Source organism: Amycolatopsis nigrescens CSC17Ta-90 (genome assembly GCF_000384315.1).
Taxonomy (GTDB): domain Bacteria; phylum Actinomycetota; class Actinomycetes; order Mycobacteriales; family Pseudonocardiaceae; genus Amycolatopsis; species Amycolatopsis nigrescens.
Genome location: NZ_ARVW01000001.1, coordinates 1,273,089 through 1,289,101, shown reverse-complemented (window position 1 = coordinate 1,289,101; position 16,013 = coordinate 1,273,089). Strand labels below are relative to the sequence as shown.

General features: G+C 70.1%; 16 protein-coding genes. 5 read left to right on the top strand and 11 right to left on the bottom strand.

What is annotated here, in order from left to right:
- The first annotated feature begins 50 nt into the window (after positions 1-50).
- A complete protein-coding gene (locus AMYNI_RS49985; protein WP_020667060.1) occupies positions 51-200 on the top strand; it encodes a hypothetical protein in 150 nt (49 codons plus the stop codon).
- 15 nt (positions 201-215) lie between these two features.
- Here the strand turns inward: AMYNI_RS49985 and AMYNI_RS0105895 are convergent, their stop codons facing one another.
- Positions 216-1,049, bottom strand: a complete 834-nt coding sequence (locus AMYNI_RS0105895; RefSeq protein ID WP_020667059.1) for an aldo/keto reductase — start codon at positions 1,047-1,049, stop codon at positions 216-218.
- Positions 1,050-1,070: 21 nt separating this feature from the next.
- On the bottom strand, positions 1,071-1,862 hold the full coding sequence (locus AMYNI_RS0105890; protein ID WP_020667058.1) for an SDR family NAD(P)-dependent oxidoreductase: 792 nt from the start codon (positions 1,860-1,862) through the stop codon (positions 1,071-1,073).
- Between the two features lie 223 nt (positions 1,863-2,085).
- Here AMYNI_RS0105890 and AMYNI_RS0105885 point away from each other — a divergent pair, with 223 nt between their 5' ends.
- From AMYNI_RS0105885 to AMYNI_RS0105870, 4 genes are all read left to right on the top strand, one after another.
- Positions 2,086-2,556: a MarR family winged helix-turn-helix transcriptional regulator gene (locus AMYNI_RS0105885; protein ID WP_020667057.1), complete on the top strand. Its 471-nt coding sequence runs from the start codon at positions 2,086-2,088 to the stop codon at positions 2,554-2,556.
- Positions 2,557-2,560: 4 nt separating this feature from the next.
- A complete protein-coding gene (locus tag AMYNI_RS0105880) occupies positions 2,561-2,947 on the top strand; it encodes a Na-translocating system protein MpsC family protein (protein ID WP_020667056.1) in 387 nt (128 codons plus the stop codon).
- A gap of 265 nt (positions 2,948-3,212) precedes the next feature.
- Complete coding sequence (locus AMYNI_RS43695) at positions 3,213-3,806, top strand: cysteine dioxygenase (RefSeq protein ID WP_169515703.1); 594 nt, start codon at positions 3,213-3,215, stop codon at positions 3,804-3,806.
- Positions 3,803-4,219, top strand: a complete 417-nt coding sequence (locus tag AMYNI_RS0105870; RefSeq protein WP_020667054.1) for a rhodanese-like domain-containing protein — start codon at positions 3,803-3,805, stop codon at positions 4,217-4,219. The genes AMYNI_RS43695 and AMYNI_RS0105870 overlap by 4 nt, the downstream gene beginning before the upstream one ends.
- A 31-nt stretch (positions 4,220-4,250) precedes the next feature.
- Here the strand turns inward: AMYNI_RS0105870 and AMYNI_RS0105865 are convergent, their stop codons facing one another.
- From AMYNI_RS0105865 to AMYNI_RS0105825, 9 genes are all read right to left on the bottom strand, one after another.
- On the bottom strand, positions 4,251-4,874 hold the full coding sequence (locus AMYNI_RS0105865; protein ID WP_157357263.1) for a LysE family translocator: 624 nt from the start codon (positions 4,872-4,874) through the stop codon (positions 4,251-4,253).
- Positions 4,871-5,737: an alpha/beta hydrolase gene (locus tag AMYNI_RS0105860; protein WP_020667052.1), complete on the bottom strand. Its 867-nt coding sequence runs from the start codon at positions 5,735-5,737 to the stop codon at positions 4,871-4,873. The genes AMYNI_RS0105865 and AMYNI_RS0105860 overlap by 4 nt, the downstream gene beginning before the upstream one ends.
- Complete coding sequence (locus tag AMYNI_RS43690; protein ID WP_020667051.1) at positions 5,734-7,359, bottom strand: amino acid adenylation domain-containing protein; 1,626 nt, start codon at positions 7,357-7,359, stop codon at positions 5,734-5,736. Before AMYNI_RS43690 ends, AMYNI_RS0105860 begins: the two co-directional genes overlap by 4 nt.
- A complete protein-coding gene (locus AMYNI_RS0105850) occupies positions 7,356-8,519 on the bottom strand; it encodes an acyl-CoA dehydrogenase family protein (protein ID WP_020667050.1) in 1,164 nt (387 codons plus the stop codon). The genes AMYNI_RS43690 and AMYNI_RS0105850 overlap by 4 nt, the downstream gene beginning before the upstream one ends.
- Before the next feature lie 4 nt (positions 8,520-8,523).
- On the bottom strand, positions 8,524-9,918 hold the full coding sequence (locus tag AMYNI_RS0105845; protein ID WP_020667049.1) for a TrpB-like pyridoxal phosphate-dependent enzyme: 1,395 nt from the start codon (positions 9,916-9,918) through the stop codon (positions 8,524-8,526).
- Complete coding sequence (locus AMYNI_RS0105840; protein WP_020667048.1) at positions 9,915-11,462, bottom strand: radical SAM protein; 1,548 nt, start codon at positions 11,460-11,462, stop codon at positions 9,915-9,917. The genes AMYNI_RS0105845 and AMYNI_RS0105840 overlap by 4 nt, the downstream gene beginning before the upstream one ends.
- Before the next feature lie 373 nt (positions 11,463-11,835).
- The gene (locus AMYNI_RS0105835) at positions 11,836-13,542 is read right to left on the bottom strand and encodes an amidohydrolase (RefSeq protein WP_020667047.1); all 1,707 of its coding nucleotides are present in this window, start codon (positions 13,540-13,542) and stop codon (positions 11,836-11,838) included.
- A 23-nt stretch (positions 13,543-13,565) separates the two neighbouring features.
- Positions 13,566-15,215 (bottom strand): thiamine pyrophosphate-binding protein, encoded by a 1,650-nt coding sequence (locus AMYNI_RS0105830; protein WP_020667046.1) that lies wholly within the window; start codon positions 15,213-15,215, stop codon positions 13,566-13,568.
- Positions 15,212-15,973 (bottom strand): cyclase family protein, encoded by a 762-nt coding sequence (locus AMYNI_RS0105825; protein ID WP_020667045.1) that lies wholly within the window; start codon positions 15,971-15,973, stop codon positions 15,212-15,214. Before AMYNI_RS0105825 ends, AMYNI_RS0105830 begins: the two co-directional genes overlap by 4 nt.
- Positions 15,974-16,013: the final 40 nt, after the last annotated feature.

The window sequence follows — 16,013 nt, the reverse complement described above, 5'->3', positions numbered from 1 at the left end:
GCGGGAGATCGAGCCGATCGGGCCAGGGCCGGGACTGGCGCGCGGAAACCGTGATCCGCACCCCGAAGCCCGTGCAGCGGGTCGAGGTGATCACCGGCTTCCGCGACCCGGCGAGGATCCTGGCCACCGGCGCGGCCAGCGACCGGGACGTCTCGGTCGCCGACGGGGACATCTACGTCGCCGGTATGTCGCGGGGCTGACCGCCCGCCTTCGGCTCAGGCCGCGTTGAAGGTGTCCGGATCGGGGCCGGTGCGCTGCCCGTTCTCCAGCTCGGCCAGCCTGGCCAGGTCCGCCTCGGCCAGCTCGAAGTCGAACAGCGCCAGGTTCTCCCGGATTCTGGCCGGGGTGACCGACTTGGGGATGATCACGTTGCCGAGCTGGAGATGCCAGCGCAGCACCACCTGCGCCGGGGTGCGGCCGTGCTGCTCGGCCAGTTCGCGGACGGTCGGGTGGCTGAGCAACTCGCCGCCCTTGGCCAGCGGACTCCACGCCTCGGTGACGATCTTGTGCCCGGCGTCGAACGCGCGCACCTCGGCCTGCTGGAGAAACGGGTGCAGCTCGATCTGGTTGACCGCGGGCACGGTGCCCGAGGAGTCGATCACCTTGCGCAGGTGGGCCGGCTGGAAGTTGGACACGCCGATCGCGCGGACCCGACCGTCGGCGGCAAGCTTCTCGAACGCCTGCCAGGTTTCCAGGTAGAGGTCGCGTTCGGGGGTCGGCCAGTGGATCAGGTACAGGTCGACGTGGTCCAGCCCGAGCTTCTCCAGGCTGGCGTCGAAGGCTCGCAGGGTCCTGTCGTAGCCCTGTTCGCCGTTCCACAGCTTGGTGGTGACGAACAGCTCGTCACGCGGGATGCCGGACTGCGCGAGCGCCTTGCCGACCCCGGCCTCGTTGCCGTAGACGGCCGCGGTGTCGATGCTGCGGTAGCCGGCCTCCAGTGCGGAGGTGACCGCTGCGGTGGTCTCTTCGTTCGGCACCTGGAAGACGCCGAACCCGAGCTGCGGCATCCGCACGCCGTTGTTCAGGGTGACTTCGGGAATCCCGGTCATTTGTCGAATGTCCTTTCGCGATCAGGGAATGATGGTGTTCGCCACGCCGCCGTCGGCCCGCAGCGCGCCACCGGTGGTGGCGGAGGAGTGCTCCGAGGCGAGATAGGTGATGAAGTTCGCGATCTCGGAGGGCCGGATCAGCCTGCCCAGCAGCGAAGTGGGCCGTTCCTCGGCGATGAACCGGCGTTCCGCCTCTTCGAACGGTACGTCCGGGCCGACCCGGTCGGCGATGAACTCCCGCACCCCGGGGGTCAGCGTCGGCCCCGGCAGCACGCTGTTCACCGTGACCCCGGTGCCGGCCAACGCCTGCGCCATGCCGCGGGAGACCGCGAGCTGTGCCGTCTTGGTGACACCGTAGTGCACCATCTCGGTGGGGGTCTGCACCGAGGACTCGCTGCTGACGAAGATCACCCGGCCCCAGCCGCGCTCGGTCATCCGCGGCGCGTAGTGCCGGGCGAGCCGGATCCCGGAGAGCACGTTGACGTCGAAGAAACGCTGCCATTCCTCGTCCTGGATCTCGAACACGGGGGTGGCGGCGAAGATCCCGGCGTTGTTCACCAGGATGTCCACATCGGACACTTCGGCGATCAGCGCGGCCGCGCCGGCGGCGGTGCCGACGTCCGCGGCCACCCCGCGGATCGCGCCGCCGGTGCCCTCCCGCAGCGCGGCCACGGTGTCGGCCAGCCGCTGCTCGCCGCGGCCGTTGACCACCACATCGGCGCCGGCGGCGGCCAGCGCCTCGGCCGTCGCGTAGCCGATCCCGGAGGTGGAACCGGTGACCAGTGCGGTCCGGCCGGTCAGGTCGATCTTCATCGCGTGAGTTGCTCCTTCGATCGTCAGGGTTCAGGGTGGGACGGCCGCGGCGGTCCGGCAAACCGGAGCACACGGGCGTGGAACCCGGAGAACACGGCTAGGCTAGGTAGCGAGCGTGCACAACTAGCGGCTTCCGCGATAGTTGCACACGCCGTATATTGACAACGCCCGATACTGCCGCATGCAATGAAGGCTGGCAAGCGCTGGCACTGAGAGGTGAACCGTGTCACTGGCCGACGACGCCATCGAGGCCCGCGCCCAGGGCTGGCGCACCCTTGCCGCGCTGCACGCCAGGGTGGAGGACAGGCTGGAGCGCGTCCTGCAGAAGGAGCACGGGCTGTCCGTCAGCGAGTACAGCGTGCTCGAAGTGCTGACCCGGCAGGACGGCTTCCACCTGCGGATGAACCAGCTGGCCAACGCCGTGGTGCTCAGCCAGTCGGCCACCACGCGGCTGGTCAACCGGCTGGAGGACCGCGGCCTGCTGCAGCGCTACCTGTGTCCCACCGACCGGCGCGGCATCTACACCGAGGTGACCGCGGCGGGCCGGGAGCTGTTCGGCTCGGCGCGGCCGGCGCACCAGGAGGCGCTGGACGAGGCGCTGCGACAGGCCGGTGAACTACCCGAACTCGCGCCTTTGGTCGCTGCCCTCGCTACGCTGACCTTTCCGGAGACGGCCAACGCCGGTCGGGGGTAGTCAGATGCAGGTCACGCGTGCGCAGCGGAACGCGGTCGCGGAGCGGATCACTCAGCTCGAGCGGTCCTTCTACGGCCGTGGGCCGAGCAACGTCAAGGTGTCGGTGAGCGAGGACGAGCCGGTCAGCCTGGTCGTGCTGTCCATCGACAGCCTCACCGCGGCGGACAGCGTGCTCAGCGCGCGGGGTCAGCGCGAGGCCGTGATCAGGCATCACGAGGCGCTGCACGAGGCGACCAGGGCGGACTTCATCGGCGCGGTCGAGGACGTGATCGGGGCCCAGGTGCACGCGTACCTCGCCCAGGTTCATCCGACCACTGGGCACGCCGTGCGGGTGTTCATCCTCGCCGATCTCGGCGACACCCGAGAGCTGGACACCCTCGCCGGCGAGTGACCTGCGCCTCGCTTGAACGGCCGTTTCCCTTATATCGCAACCTAAGCTAGCATCAGAGGGGGAGCGGTCAAGATCGCTTCCGGTCATCATTGACAACTCTTGACAACTACAAAGAGCCACTTTTGGGCGGTTTTGCAGCGGGCCCGGCGAAGTTCGCCGGATTCGAGGCGGGGCCGCCCGAACGAGAAGATCCGACGATGGGGTGCGGCGAGGGCGTCTGCTCGCGTACGGCCACATCGCGGGTTCAAGCGGAGGAGCTTGTCTCGTGCAGACATTGCGAACACTGAACCTTTCCCGGGCCGGACTGTGTCCACGCCCGGAAGACTTCGAAGCGTCGGCGCAGGGCCGGCGCGTGCGGCCGGCCGCCTTGCGCCGGACCGTGTCGGAGATCGCGGCCAGGCCCGAACTGTGGTCCGGGCAGGTGCGCTTCGATCTCACCGAACGCTATTTCACCCGGCTGCACCGGGATGACGATTTCGAAATCTGGCTGATCTGCTGGGAACTGGGCCAGGACACCCTGCTGCACGACCACGGCGGCAGTGTCGGCGCGTTCAGCGTGGCCAGCGGGAACCTGGTCGAGGACCACGGTGATCTGCGGGGTGACGGGCTGCGGACCCGGGCGCACCGGGCCGGCGACAGCGTCGCCTTCGGCCCCGAGTACCTGCACAACCTGGTCAACATCGCCACCGAGCCGGCGGTCACCGTGCACGCCTACTCGCGGCCGCTGAGCAGGATGAACTTCTACTGCTGGCTGCCGTCGGGGCCGCATCACCTCCGCGAAATCCCTTGCGACAACCCGGAACCCGATACCGGCGACCTGGAAGCGGCGGCGGCACGGACCAGGGCGGCGCACCAGTGACCGCGGACGTGATCTCGCGGCGGCTGGCCGAGGCGCGGGAACGCGTCCACCGGTACCGCCCCGAGGAGGCCGTGCGCGCGGTGGAGAACGGCGCGCTGCTGGTGGACCTGCGGCCGCTGGAGTACCGGCTGCGGTTCGGGGAGATCCCCGGCGCGGTCGCGGTCTCCCGGCACGTGCTGGAGTGGCGGCTGGACGTCAGCGGCCCGTGGCGGCTCAAGGAACTGGCCGCCGGCGACACCGGCCGCGAGATCGTGCTGATCTGCAACGAGGGCTACACCTCCAGCCTGGCCGCCGACCAGGTGATGAGCCTGCTCGGGCTGGCCGACGTCAAGGACGTGATCGGCGGGTTCGCCGGCTGGCGGGAGGCCGGCCTGCCGGTCATGCCGCGCCTGATCCCCCACACCCCTTCCTGACGCCTCGCGCTGGTGCAGGGGTGGGGGACGTTCAGCGCATGCCGATCGCCAGTCCGATCCCGAAGGCGATCAGGACGCAGCCGGTGGCCACGGTGAGCACCCGGTGGATCCTGGGCCGGCGCAGGAACTCGCTGGCGGTGCTGGCGAACAGCGCGTAGGAGGCCAGCCAGATCAGGCCCATCACGATGAAGATGCCCGCCAGCAGCACCGACTCCGCCACGGCGGAAGGCCCGGGAGCCACGAACTGCGGGATGAAGCTGGTGAAGAAGATCGCGATCTTGGGGTTGAAGACGTTGCTGAGCAGTCCCTGACGGAACGGGGAACCCCGCGGCGCCGGTGACCGGCCGTCGGGTTCCGCTTCGCTCGGCGCGGACCGCAGTGACAGGAACGCGGTCACCCCCAGGTAGACGAGATAGGCGGCGCCGGCCAGCTTCAGGACGGTGAACGCGACTTCCGAGGAGCGGAGCACCGCGACGATGCCCAGCACCGACGCGCAGGTCCACACCAGCAGCCCGGCTTCGATGCCGAGGGCGGTGGCCAGCGCGGCCCGTTTCCCCCGGGTGAGCGCGTTCTTCGTGACCAGCGCCATGTCCGGGCCCGGGGTGATCACGAGCAGGGCGGCGGCCGGCACGAAGGCGACCATTGTCGGTGTCACGGCTCGTCCGTTCCTCCCGGCCGCGCCGGTGTCAGGTGGCGGCTCAGGAACTCCAGGGTGGCAGGCAGGGCGCGCGTCACGAAATCCCAGTCGTGCCCGCCGGGGCACTCGTGGTACTCGTGGACGATCCCGCGCTCCCGCAGCGCCCCGTGCATGGTCCGGTTCATCCGCAGCACGCGGCCGTAATCCTCCGTGCCTACCCCGAGGTAGAACGCGATCGGCGTGCTCCGGTCGTAGCGGTCGAGGAGCCGGTAGGGCGAGTAGGTCTGCCTGGTCGGGCTGCCCGGCTCGCCCCACACGCGTTCGTGGCTCTCGACCGTGGGCATCAGCAGTCCGGGGTCGCCGCGGTGGGCGGCGTAGGGGTCGCCCATCCGCAGTGGTGCTTCGAAGGCACCGCCGAGGCCGGCGGCGGCGGAGAAGGTCGTCTGGTGCCGCAGGGCCTGGAACACCGCGGCCGCGCCGCCCATGGAGAAACCGGCGACGGCGCGCCCGGCGCGGTCCGGCGTGCTCCGGAAGTTGCGATCGACCAGTGGGACCAGCTCGTGCACCAGGTAGTCCTCGTACCGGTGCCCCTCGTGGTCGTTGATGAACCAGCGGCGGCCGCTCTCCGGCAGCACCACGATCAGGTCCAGCCACCGAACGCACTGCGGCAGCGCCGTGTTGCGCAGCCAGGTGTCCCGGTTGCCCCCATAACCGTGCAGCAGGTACAGCACGGGATAGCGGTGCCGGCCGGTGGCGTAGTCCGGCGGCAGCAGGATGTTGACCCGTTTGGTCCGGTTCAGCGCCGCGCTGAACCAGGTTTCGGTCACCACGGTGGTTTCCCCGGCGTCCGGCCGGGAGCCCCCCGGCGTCGTGGAGATCATGGACGCGGGCCCGCCGGCGCTTCGAGCGCCGTGGTCAGTGCCGGCCGGTCGATCTTGCCGGTCGAGGTCAATGGCAGCGACTCAAGCAGGTGGATTCGCGCGGGCAGCAGGTAACGGGGCAGTGCCTCCAGGCAGTGCCGGCGCAGCTCCGGCTCGGTGGGGCCGCTCGCGGCCCGCGAGCGGACGCAGGCCTCCAGCCGGAGCGTCCCGTCGGACTCCGGCACCGCGACGACCGCCGCCTCCCCGACGTCGGCGTGTCCGAGCAGCACGGCTTCGATCTCGCCGAGCTCGACCCGGTAGCCCCGGATCTTGACCATGTGGTCGCGCCGTCCGACGAACACCAGATCGCCCCGAGCGTCCCGACGCACGACGTCCCCGGTGCGGTAGACCGGGCCCCTGTCGTCGAAGCGGTCGGTTCCGGGCAGGAGGACCAGCCGTTCGCGGGTCTTGGCCTGGTCACCCCAATAGCCGAGCATGACGGAGTCGCCGCCGACGCAGAGCTCGCCCTCGACCTCGGTGCCGTCGAGCACTTTCCCGGACTCGTCGACGAGCACGGTGGTGGCGTAGTCGCAGCCCCGGCCAATGGGCACCGGCCGCGTCCGGTCCGGCTCCAGGTCTGCATCGCCGACCTGGTGGAACGTGCACACGTTCGTCTCGGTCGGGCCGTACAGGTTGTACAGGTCGGCGTCCGGCACAGCACGGCGGAGCCGCCGCAGGTGCTTGATCGGGAACACCTCGCCGGCGAAGAGCACGACCCGGAGGGCGGACCGCGCCAGTGGCGACTCGTTGGCGGCGGCGAGCATCCTGGTCAGCACGTTCGGCACCGAGTACCAGATCGTGATGCGCTCCTCGAGCACGAACCGGTTGAGCGCCTGGCCGAGGCTCTGCCGGTGCTCCGGGACCAGGACGAGGCAGGCGCCGGCGCCTGCCGCGGCGAACAGGTCGAAGATCGAGAGGTCGAAGTGCAGCGGCGCGTGGCCGGCCAGCCGGTCGTCCCCGGTGACCCCGAAGCGCCGCAGCGCCCAGTCGGCGAAAACCCGGCCGTTCCGATGCGAAAGCATGACGCCCTTGGGCGCGCCGGTGGAGCCCGACGTGTACAGGATGTAGGCGAGATCCTCCGGTACGGGCCCGATCCGCGGTCCGGTGCCCTTCCTGGTCGCCGTCGCCTCGGACCAGCCGAGGCGACGGACCGGCCGGGCCGGAGCCGGCGCGACTCGGCAGTCCGCCAGTACCACCAGCGACAGGCCGAGTTCGGACAGCGCGTGGTCATCGAGCAGCTCCTGGTGTTCCCGGGTCGTCACCAGCGCGCGGACCCCGCAGTCGCGGAGCAGGTAGGTCGCGCGCTTGACCGGCGCGATCGGGTCGATCGGGACGTAGGCGGCGCCCAGCTTCAGCACGGCGTGCACGGCCACCACGGACTCGATCGACTTGGTCGACCAGATGCCCACGCGATCGCCGGTGCCGACGCCCGCGTCGGCCAGCGTCCCGGCCAGCCCGTCACTCTGCTCGGCCAGCTCGCGGTAGCTGATCGAGCGGTCCCTGAACCGGACGGCGACCGCGTCGGGGCAGCGCCGGGCGGCCGCTTCCAGGTAGTCGCAGAGGGTGTCACCCGGATCGGTCACGGCGTGCTCCCTTGCCGCAGGCCGAGCTTCCCGGCGATGACGGTGCGCTGCATCGCGGACGTGCCGGAGGAGATCCGGGTGCCGAGCGCGTCCCGCAGGTCGCGTTCGATCTCGGCGTCGACCGTGTAGCCGTGCCCGCCGTGGATCTCCAGTGCCGCCATGAAGGTCTGCACCGCCGCCTCGCTGGTCTGCAGCTTCGCCATCTCGGGGAACATCGAGCCGCCCGCGGTGCCGTCGAGCTCGGCGGCCGCCCGGTAGGTCAGCAGCCGGGCGGACTCCAGCCGCACCTGCATGTCGGCGATGGCGTGGGCCACCGACTGAAAGCTGCCGATCCGGCGGCCGAACTGCCGGCGCCGCTGGGCGAACCGGAGGCAGTCGTCGATCTGACGCTGCATCGCGCCCAGCAGCGGAGCCAGGATCAGTGCGCGCTCCCAGGCCATGGTGGTGGCGAAGATGGTCCGGCCCTGCTTTTCCGCGCCCAGCCGGCGGTCGATCGGCACCTCGCAGTTCTCCAGGACGAGCTCCGCCCATGGCGCCGTGCGCAATCCGGCTTTCGGCGGGCCGGGCTCGATCCGCAGGCCAGGCTGGTCTCGTGTCACCAGGAAGGCGGTGACGCCGGTGAAGCCGAGGTCCGGGTCGATGGTCGCGTACACGATCATGACGTCCGCGATCGGACCGTTGGTGACGAAGCGTTTTCGCCCGTTCAGCACGTAGCATCCGTCGCCGCTCCGGGCGTGCGTACTCAGCGACAGCGCGTCGGATCCCGACTCCGGCTCGGTGATGGCGTGTGCGCCGATCATCCGGCCCGCGCAGAGCTCCGGCAGCAGCCGCTGCTTCTGCTCGGCCGACCCGAACAGCCAGATCGGCACCTCGACCGCCCACACGTGCGCGCCTACCGACATCAGCAGGCCGTTGTCGCGGCAGCCGTAGCCGAGGCCCTCCAACGCGAGCGCGCAGGTCACCGGGTCGCAGCCGAGGCCGCCGTACTCCGGCGGGATGGGCAGGCCCAGCACGCCCTCGGCGGCGCACCGCTTCCAGCCGCCCGGTGAGAACTCCTGTGCCTGGTCACGGCCGACCACGTCCTCGGCGAGCTCACGGGCCGCCATCGTCCGCAGCCGCTGGTACAGCGCCGACTGCGCCTCGCTCCAGGTGAAGTCCATCTCCTCACTCGCGTTCCGCGGCGGGGATGGTGGCCAGCGACCGGTGTACCTGCTCGTCGGTGGCGGCGCAGTCCTGCATCTGCCCGCTCAGGTACTGCTCGTAGGCCGAAAGGTCGAGCAGGCCGTGTCCGCTGAGGTTGAACAGGATCACCGTCGGCCTGCCCTCCTCGCGAGCCCGTAGCGCCTCGTCGACCGCGCATCGGATGGCGTGCGCCGACTCCGGCGCGGGCACCGTTTTTTCGCTGCGGATGAACCGAAGACCGGCTTCGAAGACCGCGCGCTGCGGATAGGCCACGGCTTCGATCGCGCCGTGGTGGTACATCGCGCTCACGATCGGCGCGGCCGCGTGGTAGCGCAGCCCGCCGGCGTGGATGCCGGCGGAGACGAACCGGTGCCCGAGGGTGTAGGTCTTGGTCATCGGCGTGACGCCGGAGAAGTCGTTGTAGTCCCACGCGTAGATGCCCCGGGTCAGCTTCGGGCAGGCTTCCGGCTCCACCGCGACCAGCCGAGTGGCCAGCCCGCGGCGGATCTTCTCGCGGTAGAACGGGAACGCCAGCCCGGCGAAGTTGCTGCCCGCGCCCATGCAGCCGATCACCACGTCCGGAAAGTCGCCGGTCAGCTCCATCTGGAGCAGCGCCTCCTCACCGATGACCGTCTGGTGCAGCAGCACGTGGTTCTCGCCGCTGCCGACCGAGAACCGGCAGGAGTCCCCGCCGCGGGCCTGCTCGATCGCCTCGGCGTTGGCGATGGCCAGGCTGCCGTCGGTGTCCGGGTCCCGTGCCAGCGCCGCCCTGCCGACCTCGGTACGGGTGCTGGGACTGGCGACCACGTCCGCGCCGTGCGCCGATATCAACAGGTGGCGGTACGGTTTCTGGGTATGGCTGCACCGCACCATGTACGCGGTGCAGCCGAGGCCGAAGCTCTGGCAGGCCATGGCGAGCGCGGTGCCCCACTGGCCGGCACCGGTGCCGGTGGTGACGTGTTCGATGCCCGCTCGGCGGTAGAAGTATGCCTGTGCCACGGCGGTGTTCAGCTTGTGGCTGCCGGCCGGGCTGGCGCCTTCGTACTTGTAGTAGATGCGAGCCGGGGTGTCGAGCAGCCGTTCCAGGTGCCAGGCCCGGTAGAGCGGGGTCGGCCGCCAGCGGCGGTACTCGTCCCGCACGGGCTCGGGGATCTCGATGCGGGGCTCGAGGCTGACGCTGCTCCGGTACAGCGATAGCGGGAGCTGCGGCACCAGGCGCTGCCCGTTGGACGTGCCGTCGGCGCGCGCCCGCCGCTCATGGGGCACTGGGAAGGGGAGATCGGCGAGGATGTTGTACCAATGCGTCGGCACGTCGTCCGCCCCGAGCAGGAACTGGGTGCGCGGCATGGTGTTCGCGGTCTTCGAGGAGGCTGTCATCTTTCACCGGCGAGTTTGTCCTCGACGAGCCGTACCAGGCTGGCGACGTCCTTGAGGTCCGCGGCCATCACGTCCTCGTCGTCGATGTGGCAGGCGAACTCGGCTTCGAGCGCCACCAGTACCTGCAGCAGCCCGATCGAGTCCAGCCCGATCACCGAGGTGTAGAGCGACTGGTCGTCCTGGATCTGCTCGGGTGACACGGCCAGGTCGAGAATCCTGGCCATCACCGTCTTGACCCGGATCGCGGTCTGCTCCCGCAACGCCGCCCCGCCGGTGGCCTTCAGGCCCTCGGTCGGAAGGTGGATCTCGTCGAACGAGAAGTACTGGACCAGCCCGGCCGCGTGACATTCCGGCCGCGCGTCGGACATCTCGAAGACGGTCTCCAGCACCTCGCGGGCCACCGGGTAGAACACCGGGTGCAGCAGCGGGTCGCCGGCGGGCACGATGCCCTGCTCGACCGCGATTTCGTAGAGCGGAGTCTCCGGGTAGATGCGGATCCGGGGGCTCACGTCCACATAGTTGAAGCCGATCTCGTCGATGTGTTGGAAGGTCTCCCGCACGGACTCGAGCGTCTCCGACGGGCTGCCGAAGAGCAGGCTGCAGCTCACCTCCATGTCGTGCTCGCGGCACATCCGCACCGCGTTGCGGACGTCGTCGACGGTGAACCCTTTGCGCAGCTCGCGCAGCACCCGGTTGGACAGGCTGTCGATGCCGAAGTGCACCTGCTCCTTGCCGAAGCGTTTGTACAGGTGCGCGAGGCGCTCGTTGAACGCCGCCTTGTGCGGGTTGATGAAGCCGTCCCAGTCCACTTCGTTCAGGTCCTCGTCGAGCAGTCCTTCGAGGATCGCGATGGCGTGCTTGACCGGGAGGTTGAACTGGGCGTCGGCGAAGAAGATCTTGTCCACCCCGGCCCGGTGCAGATTGCGCACTTCCTCGACGACCTCCTGCGGCGGGCGCATGGTGATCACCCGTCCGTCGATCGCCGGATAGTCGCAGTGCTGGCAGCGGAAGGGGCAGCCGAACTTGGTGGCCACGCCGATCCGGCCGCCGTCCTTCAGGTAGAACGCCTTGTCGATCACGTTGCGCTCGAACTCGCCGCCGACGCAGCGCGAGTAGTCACGGATGATGCCGGGCGGGACGACGTCCTTGTCCAGGTTGGCGAGCAACTGGTCGACCGCGCCGAAACCCTTGGATACCAAGGCGTATTCGATGCCGAGGTAATCGCGCACACCCTCCGGGCTCAGGTTGACCGCGGACCCGGCGATGCCGATCGGCCCGGTGTAGACCTGTCGGAAGCGTTCGACGATCGAGCGGATCAGGGGCAGTTCGGGTGCCTCGTTGTCCATGCCGCTGTCCACGTTGCGCACGCCCATCAGGACCAGGTCCTGATGCCGGACCGAAGCGTCGATCTCGTCGGAGACGTTCATGTCGAGGATCGAGATGTCGTGCCGGTCTTCGCGGATCAGGTGCTCCGCCGTGTACTCCATCCCGGCGGGGAACACTTCCGGCGTCAGCACATTGGGATTGACGAGCAGGACTTTCATGCGAACCCCCTTCGAAGGCCGTGGCGTTCATCGCGCGCGGCTGTGCGGCGTTCCCCGGGTTTCCGGCCCCGGCAGGTGTGAAAGTCGTTAAATGATCTAGTATTGGTATTGAGCCGATGATGATGCGGCTCGAAGTCGAGTTTGCTCAATTCCCCAGGGCTTACCGATCAGGGACTCTAGGGGTGGATGTGCGGCCAAACACTCCTCCAAATGAGTGAAGCTTGGCCATGATTGTTTTGGTTCCGAGGTTTTAGGTTGGTTAATCGCCGACCATTGTTCGGATTAGCGCCGGATTTGAAACGTTTTCTCGTGATCATTGCCCCGCTGGTCGCAGGGAAATATCTGAGACAGGAAATCCGGTCGCACTGGTGACTCAGAGGGTGCCGTAGTCGCCGACCCGGCGGCCGCCGACCCAGGTTTGCAGCACGCCGGTCTGCCACAGCGCGCGGCCGGGTTCGGGGGCGAACGGGTCCTGGTCGAGCAGGATGAAGTCGGCCCACTTGCCCGGTTCCAGCGAGCCGAGCACGTGCTCCTGGTGCGCGGCGTACGCGGCGTCCAGGGTGAATGCCCGCACCGCCTCCACGATCGTCATCGCCTGTTTCGGGTACCAGCCACCCGCCGGTTTGCCTTCGCGGTCGGTGCGGGTTACCGCGGCGTGCAGGCCGTCGAAGGGGTTCTCCGAAGACACCGGGAAGTCCGAGCCGGCGGCGATCACGGTGCCCTGGTCGAGGAAGCTGCGCCAGGCGTAGGCGCCGGCGATGCGGTCGGGGCCGACCCGGTCCTCCGCCATGTTCATGTCGTCGGTCGCGTGCACCGGCTGCATCGACGCGATCAGGCCGAGCTTCTTGAACCGGGGGATGTCCGATGGCGCGACCACCTGCACGTGCTCGACCCGGTGCCGCAGCTGGGACGGCCCGTCGCCCAGCGCCCGCTCGTACGCGTCGAGCACCATGCGGTTGCCGAGGTCGCCGATCGCGTGCACCGCGCACTGGTACCCGCCGTCGATGATGCTCCGCACCTGCTCGTTGAGCTCCTCGGCGGACAGCTGCGGCAGGCCGCGGGTGTCCGGCGCGTCGAGATACGGGTCGATCAGCGCGGCGCCGCGGCTGCCCAGCGCGCCGTCCACGTACAGCTTCACCGTGCGGATGCGCAGCAGGTCGTTCGCCACCGAGTCGGTCCGCACGTCCGCGCCGACCTCGCTGAACGCGTCCCAGGACAGGAACTCGTTGAAGCGCACGGAAAGCGTGCCCGCGTCGGCTTCCTTGCGCAGGACCGCGACCTGGTCCGCCTCCGCGCCGGCGTCGCTGGCCGACGTGAGCCCGACCTTGTTCAGCAGCCGCTGCACGGCCTCCAGGTGCTGCCGGTGGTCCTGTTCGCCGAGCGGCGGGAGGTGCTCGTCCAGCAGGTCGGTCGCGGCGTCCACGAAGACCCCGGCCGGCTGCCCGTCCGCGCCGCGCACGATCTGGCCGCCGTCGGGATCGGGGGTGTCCGCGGTGACGCCCGCGGCCCGCAGGCCGGCGCTGTTGGTCACCGCCGCGTGCCCGTCCACCCGCTCCAGCCACACCGGCCGGTCGCTGACCACCCGGTCGAGGTCGGCGGCGGTGGGCAGCCTGCCCAGTCCCCACACCACCTCGTTCCAGCCGCGCCCCTTGATCCACTGCTGGTCCGGATGTTCGGCGGCGTAACGCTGGAGCGCGCCCATCGCCTCGTCCAGTGACCGGGTACCGGACAGGTTGAGCTCGGTCGCCTTGGCGCCCAGCTCCCAGATGTGCCCGTGCGCGTCATGCAGCCCCGGCAGGCAGACCCGCCCGCGCCCGTCGATCCGCCTGGCGCCCCCGGTGTTGCCGGGATCCAGCGCCTCCACCCGGCCATCCGCGGCGACCAGCAGGCTGGCGAACCGGCGCAGGCCGCCGCCGGCGATCGTGTAGCCGCGGACGTTGTCGAGCAGCAGGCGTTCCCCGGTGGCCGCGGGTTCGGGGCTGCACGCGCCCAGCACGGCGGGCGCGGCGAACGCGGCACCGGCCAGCTTCAGGAACTGCGCCCTGGTGATCGAGGTCCTGCGGGGGTGGTGCTCACACATCCGGTCCTCCTCAACGGTCGTCCTTAGTGCCCGCGAAACGCATCTTCGAGCCACCAGGATGGCCGTCGGCCGTCCACCTTGGCGTCGATCAGCAGCGGCCGGTCCCTGGGGCCGGCCAGCCATTCAGTCAGCCCGGCCAGGTCCGCGCGGGTTCGCACGGTCAGCCCGGCGCAGCCGAATCCCTTCGCGATGGCGGCGAAATCGGTGTCGGGGAAGCGCACGGTGTCCAGCGCGTGCCCGGCCGGGCCGAAATGGTGCACTTCGGCGCCGTAGCCCGCGTCGTTGTACACCACGATCACCATCGGCAACCCGAGCCGCGCCACCGTCTCCAGCTCGGCCACGCTCATCAGCGCGCCCCCGTCACCGAGCGCCGCCACCGGCAGCCGGTCCGGCTGGGCCAGCGCCGCGCCGACCGCGGTGGCAAGGCCGAGTCCGATCGACTGGAACGCCTGGGTGAAGCAGAACCCGCGCTCGTCCGGCACCGCGAGGTAGCCGCTCGGGTAGCCCATGAAGTTGCCGGAGTCCACCGCGAGGACCCGCTCGGCGGGCAGCAGCTCGTCCAGCGCGGCGGACAGGGTGCGCGGGTCGATCGTGCCGGGGCCGGACTCTTCGGTGAACGGCAGCAACGGCCAGCGGCCCTCACCGGCGATCCGGGCGGCCAGCTTCTCGTCGCGGTAGCCGGTCAGGGTGCGGCCGTCCAATGCCGTGGACACCGCCGTGGACATCGCCGACGCGGTCTCCGCCACGTCGCCGACCACGCCGAGCGTGACCGGGCGATGCGCACCGATGGCGTCCGGTTCGAGGTCCACCTGCACCAGCGCGGCCGACTCGCCGATCAGCGCGCCGTGCCGGGTGGTCCAGTTGTTCAGCGCGCAGCCCCAGCCGATCACCAGGTCCGCGCCGGCGATCAGCTGCACCGCCAGTGGTGTCGCGAAACCGCCGGAAATGCCCAGCGCCCAAGGGTTTCCCCGGAACAGGCCGTTCGCGACGGCGGAGGTGGCGAGCAGCGCGCCGCAGTCGTCCGCGAGCCGTTCGAGTTCGCTGCGGGCTCCCCGTGCGCCGCGCCCGGCGATGAACACCGGCCGTTCCGCGGAAGCGATCAGCTCCGCCAGCTCGGTGCGGGACTCGGGCGCCAGCGGCTGCCGGGGCGGCTCTGCGCGCACCGGGGTACCCGCCGGCTCGGCGGGTGCGGCCAGCACGTCCAGCGGCAGGTTGAGCAGCACCGTGCGACGTTCGCGGCCGGCCCGCCGGAACGCCTGCCGCAGATCCCTTTCCGCCGTCGCCGCGGAGTGCACCCGCTCGGCGACCGCGCCGACCGCGGTGGCCAGTGCCTCCTGGTCCACCGCGAAGTTCGAGAGCGGCGAGGTCACTTCCGCGCTCAGCACGAGCAACGGGGTGCGGCTCTTCGCGGCTTCGGCGATCCCGGTCATCGCGTTGGTCAGGCCGGGTCCCTGGTGCACCGAAAGCACGCCGACCTGGTCGCTGGTCCTGGCGAAGGCGTCGGCCATGGTGGCGGCGCCGCATTCGTGCCTTGCCGCCACGAACCGCGCGCCGCCGGCCACCAGCGCGTTGGTGAAGTGGAAGTTGCCGCTGCCCACCACGCCGAACACCTGGCGCACGCCGAGCCCGGTCAGCGTGCGACCGACGAGCTCGGCGACCGTGCCGGTGCTCACCGCTCCACCAGCGCGAGCACGCGGGCCGGGCTGCCGGAGCCGCCGACGATCGGCAGCGGGGTGGCGACCAGCAGCACCCCGGTCGGCGGCAGCGCGGCCAGGTTCCGCAGCTGGGTCAGCCCGTACTTCCCGGCGCCGAGCAGGAAGGAATGGCAGGGGAACGGCGGTTCGAACCCCGGCGCGGCACCGGCGTCGGTGCCGACCGTCTCCACTCCGAGCCCGAGGATCGAAGTCTCTTCGGCCAGCCAGCGGGCGCATTCGACCGAAATGCCGGGACTGTGCCCATCGTTGAGGAACTCGTCCTGACTTGCGGCGTGTGCGTCCCAGCCGGTGCGGTAGAGCAGCCAGCCGCCGTCCGGCAGCGGCCCGTGCTCGGACTCCCAGGCCCGCACGTGCTCCACGCCGAGCAGGAAGTCCGGATCGCCGTCGGCGATGTCGGCGAAGTCGAGCACCACGGCGGGTGCGATCAGCTTGCCGGGCGCCACCTGCGCGACGTCCTCACCCTCGCGGCCGGTCACCCAGTGCACCGGCGCGTCGAAGTGGGTGCCGGTGTGCTCACCGGTGTGGATGTCGTTCCAGTACCAGGCGGGGCCCCGGTCGTCGTAGTGGCTGAGCTCCTCCAGCCGGAACGAGATCGTGTTCGCGAACGGCGCCGGCAGCTGCAGCACCGGGGTGTCCTGGCTCAACGGCGAGGTCAGGTCGACGACCTCGACCCGTCCAGCGCCGAGCGCGGCGAGCAGATCGGTCAGCACGGGCATGAACAACCCTCCTGGTGGCGCTCCCGAAGACATTGACAGT

What these genes read in the sequence shown, in the direction of transcription:
- AMYNI_RS0105895 (WP_020667059.1), bottom strand. Translation starts at nt 1,049, where the DNA reads ATGACCGGGATTCCCGAAGTCACCCTGAACAACGGCGTGCGGATGCCG.
- AMYNI_RS0105890 (WP_020667058.1), bottom strand. Translation starts at nt 1,862, where the DNA reads ATGAAGATCGACCTGACCGGCCGGACCGCACTGGTCACCGGTTCCACC.
- AMYNI_RS0105880 (WP_020667056.1), top strand. Translation starts at nt 2,561, where the DNA reads ATGCAGGTCACGCGTGCGCAGCGGAACGCGGTCGCGGAGCGGATCACT.
- AMYNI_RS0105860 (WP_020667052.1), bottom strand. Translation starts at nt 5,737, where the DNA reads ATGATCTCCACGACGCCGGGGGGCTCCCGGCCGGACGCCGGGGAAACC.
- AMYNI_RS0105840 (WP_020667048.1), bottom strand. Translation starts at nt 11,462, where the DNA reads ATGAAAGTCCTGCTCGTCAATCCCAATGTGCTGACGCCGGAAGTGTTC.
- AMYNI_RS0105835 (WP_020667047.1), bottom strand. Translation starts at nt 13,542, where the DNA reads ATGTGTGAGCACCACCCCCGCAGGACCTCGATCACCAGGGCGCAGTTC.
- AMYNI_RS0105845 (WP_020667049.1), bottom strand. Translation starts at nt 9,918, where the DNA reads ATGACAGCCTCCTCGAAGACCGCGAACACCATGCCGCGCACCCAGTTC.
- AMYNI_RS0105850 (WP_020667050.1), bottom strand. Translation starts at nt 8,519, where the DNA reads ATGGACTTCACCTGGAGCGAGGCGCAGTCGGCGCTGTACCAGCGGCTG.
- AMYNI_RS0105825 (WP_020667045.1), bottom strand. Translation starts at nt 15,973, where the DNA reads ATGCCCGTGCTGACCGATCTGCTCGCCGCGCTCGGCGCTGGACGGGTC.